General features: G+C 70.2%; 4 protein-coding genes. All 4 read right to left on the bottom strand.

Translation table 11 applies throughout. From position 1 onward, the window contains the following. On the bottom strand, positions 1-1,057 hold a 1,057-nt coding region (locus G3N99_RS37055), incomplete at its 3' end, for a trypsin-like peptidase domain-containing protein (RefSeq protein WP_206124840.1). A 76-nt stretch (positions 1,058-1,133) separates the two neighbouring features. After that, positions 1,134-1,517 (bottom strand): hypothetical protein, encoded by a 384-nt coding sequence (locus tag G3N99_RS37050; protein ID WP_206124839.1) that lies wholly within the window; start codon positions 1,515-1,517, stop codon positions 1,134-1,136. Between the two features lie 46 nt (positions 1,518-1,563). Then, a complete protein-coding gene (locus tag G3N99_RS37045) occupies positions 1,564-2,394 on the bottom strand; it encodes a hypothetical protein (protein WP_206124838.1) in 831 nt (276 codons plus the stop codon). An 8-nt stretch (positions 2,395-2,402) separates the two neighbouring features. Continuing rightward, complete coding sequence (locus G3N99_RS37040; RefSeq protein WP_206124837.1) at positions 2,403-3,293, bottom strand: peptidylprolyl isomerase; 891 nt, start codon at positions 3,291-3,293, stop codon at positions 2,403-2,405. Positions 3,294-3,422 lie beyond the last annotated feature (129 nt).

The raw sequence follows: 3,422 nt of genomic DNA, 5'->3' as shown, positions 1-3,422 counted from the left end.
CAACGGTGCCGAGCAGGTCCGACGATTCGGCGACCGGCTTGCCGTCGACCGCGAGCACGACGTCGCCCGGCTGCAGGCCCGCGTGCGCGGCCGGGCCATCCGGCTCGACCATGGTGATCAGCGCGCCGTCGGGGCTGGCGAGGCCGAACGAACGCGCAAGCGCCTGGCTCACTTCCTGGACGGCCACGCCGAGCCGGCCGCGCGTGACCTTGCCGGTCCGCAGCAACTGGTCCTTCACGTCGAGCGCGATGTCGATCGGGATCGCGAACGCGAGCCCCTGATAGCCGCCCGTCTTCGAGAAGATCATCGAGTTGATCGCGATCACGCGGCCGCCGAGGTCGAACAGCGGGCCGCCCGAATTGCCGGGGTTGATCGGCACGTCGGTCTGGATGAACGGAATCGCGCGCTCGCCCGGCAACGAACGCGATTTCGCGCTGACGATGCCCTGCGTGACCGTGTTCGCGAACCCGTACGGCGAACCGATCGCCATCACCCAGTCGCCCACCTCGGTGCGCGCCGGGTCGCCGGTCGCGACGACCGGCAGGTTGTGCGCGTCGATGCGGATCACCGCGACGTCGGAGACGGGATCGCTGCCGATCACGCGCCCCTTGAACTGCCGCTTGTCGGTCAGCTTCACGTCGATCGCGACCGCATCGCCGACCACGTGCCGGTTGGTCAGGATCACGCCGTCCTCGCTGACGATGAAACCCGAACCGAGGCTCACCTCCTCTCGGTTGCCTATCACGCGCCGCGCAAGAAACGGCGCGAGCGGATGATCGGGTGCGATGCCCGGCGGCAACTGAATGCCCATCTGCGTGACTTCGCGCGTGACGCTGATGTTGACGACAGCCGGGCCGACGCGCCGGACCAGCGCGGCAAAATTCGGCAGCACGACGGTCGGCGTTGGGGTCGGCGTCGGCGATGCGGCACCCGGCTGCGCAGGCCGCTCGGCAGCCGTTGCCGTCGAACAACCGCATGCGTACGCGCAAGCCAACGCCAGCCCGCCGGCCATCGCTCGCAGCGCCGCTGCCAGGTTCGTGTGCCTGCCCGCTTTCATGTCGCTGTTCCTCGTCGGTTCGCGCCGGAACGCCGCCGGCTCGTCGATACCTGCGCCCCACGCGCGGCCGCCTGCATTACTTCGGCGGCACCGCGACCGGCGCATCGGGCCGCTGCGGCGTCGTCGACCGGCCCCAGTTCGAGCCGAAACGGTTTCGCTCGGTCGACAGGTTGAACGTGCCGAGACGGTTCGACGGCTGCTTCGACAGCCGTTCCGAATCCGTTTGCGACGCGCCCGCCTGCGGGTCGGCCTTCGGCTTCAGTTGCTGGCTGAGGCAGTCGTACGACAGCGCACGCTTGCCGTCGACTTCCGCATCGACGCACACTGGCTTCGCGGCCGAACCCGGGCTGGCCGGCGCAGGCGCGACCGCACTCGCCGCCGCGCGGCCGCCCTGCGCGTGCGCACCGGTTGCCAGCAGCAGACAAACGATCGTCGCGATGCCGCTTCGTCGCATCTTCATGCGCGCCTCCTTCAGAAATGGCGCCATTGCGCCCTCACGGCTGCCGTCACAGGTTCCTGCCCGCCGCCGACGCGCGCGCCAGGAAACGCGCGAACGCTGCGCAATCGGACGCTTCGACGGCAGGTTCCTGTGCATCGATCCGTTGCGCCCACGCGTCGCGCATGCCGTCGACCGGCTGCCACGCCTGCACCTGCGCGCCGGTCGGATACGGCGTGACGAGCGGTTCGCGATAGTCGACGCGAAACAGCGGCGGCGCGCTGCCGCCCGCCGTCCACAGATCGCCGACGTCGCGCACGCTCGCGTCGAACCAGAACCGCACCCAGCGCACCGTCGGCGCGCGCGTGTCGGTACCCGGCGCGTCGGTGCCCAACGCATCCGGCACGCGCAGGAAGCCGGCCAGCACGAGCAGCACGGCCGCCAGATCGTCGTCGCGCAACATCCGGTACGACCAGAGATCCGCGACGTCGACACAGGAGATCACCGCGATAAAACGGGCGATCGTGAGCGCGGGCCACGCGCGCCGCATCAGCGTGTAATGGCGCGCCCACTCCGCCACGAAGCGCTCGCGATGCCGGGCGGCGACCTGCACGTCGCGAGAGCCGCGAATCGTCAGTTCCTCCGGCTGATACTGGCGCGTCGTGAGCACGCACTGCGCGGAGCAGCGCGCGCTGCGATGCCGCGCATAGCCGCCCGCGCCGGGCAACGGCTCCAGCGCGCCGAAGCACAGCGGGCAATGCGTCGGCCATTCGCCGGGCCGGCCCGGCCACGGGTTCGCTTTAGGCAGGCGCGGGCGGTCGGCGGCGGCGGCCGGACGGCGCCGCCCCGGTGTGCGTGCATCGGGCGCATCGACGCGCGGCGTCGAACGGACGGTTGCCATGAGCGCGCCTACCGGGCAGACGCGAGCGCTTTCTTCAGCGCGTCTTCGTTGATCGGTGCGTTCGCGGCGAGCTTCGCGAGATACGCCTGCGCATTCTGCTGGGTGCGCTGTGCACGCAGCATCGCGCGCAGTTGCTCCTTCACGTCGGCCAGCGGACGCGGCGCGGCCGCGCGGACGTCGATCAGCTTCACGACGTGAAAGCCTGCCGGCGTCTGGATCGGCGCGGAGACCTGGCCCGGCTTCAGCGCGTCGGCGGCCTGCCGCACGGCCGGCACCATCAATTGATCGGGCACGAAACCGAGATCGCCGCCGTTCGCGGCACTCGCCTTGTCCTGCGAGTTCGCTTTTGCAAGCGCCGCGAAATCGCCACTGCGCGCGCGGCTCGCGAGATCGGCCGCCTGCTTGCGCGCCTTGTCGAGTGTCGCGGCATCCGCGTTCGGCGGCACCGCGATATAGATCTGCGCGACATGCAGCGCGCGCGGCGCGGTGAACGCGGCGCGATTTTTGTCATACGCGGACTGCAGCTCCGCATCCGACGGATAGTCGGCCGGCGGCGCATTCACCGACGCCAGATAGCTGCGCACGACGATATCGCGCCGCGCCTGTTCGACGGCTGCCTGCACCTGCGCCTGCTTGTCCCAGCCCTTCGATTTCGCCTCGGCCAGCACGGCCTTCTGCGCGAGCGTCGAACGCACGACCTGGTCGAGCGCGGCGGGATCGGCCGCGAGACGTTCACGCCCCTCCGGGCTCACCGCCTTCAGCAGCCCCGCGATATCGTCCTGCGTGACCGACGCCTGCGCGGCATTCGCGATCACGTCGTCCTGTGCGTGCGCCGCGAACGGTGCGCCCAGTGCGAGACTGCCTGCCACGATCGCCAGCATCTTCATCTTCGTCATCATCGTTCGACTGCCCTCTCGATTGCTCTTGAAATGCGGACGCTGCATCAGTGCGCGTCCGTCAGCGTCATGCGCAGGACGAGCGGCTGCGCCATCCCGCGTGGCGGCGCCGCGCCGACCGCCCGGCCGACA

It is taken from the genome of Burkholderia sp. Ac-20392 (assembly GCF_017104585.1).
Lineage (GTDB): Bacteria > Pseudomonadota > Gammaproteobacteria > Burkholderiales > Burkholderiaceae > Burkholderia > Burkholderia lata.
This window is presented reverse-complemented; position numbering and strand designations above follow the sequence as displayed.

Bases quoted from the DNA above. Each gene is read 5' to 3' on its own strand.
- G3N99_RS37050 (WP_206124839.1), bottom strand. From the start codon at position 1,517: ATGAAGATGCGACGAAGCGGCATCGCGACGATCGTTTGTCTGCTGCTG.
- G3N99_RS37045 (WP_206124838.1), bottom strand. From the start codon at position 2,394: ATGGCAACCGTCCGTTCGACGCCGCGCGTCGATGCGCCCGATGCACGC.
- G3N99_RS37040 (WP_206124837.1), bottom strand. From the start codon at position 3,293: ATGATGACGAAGATGAAGATGCTGGCGATCGTGGCAGGCAGTCTCGCA.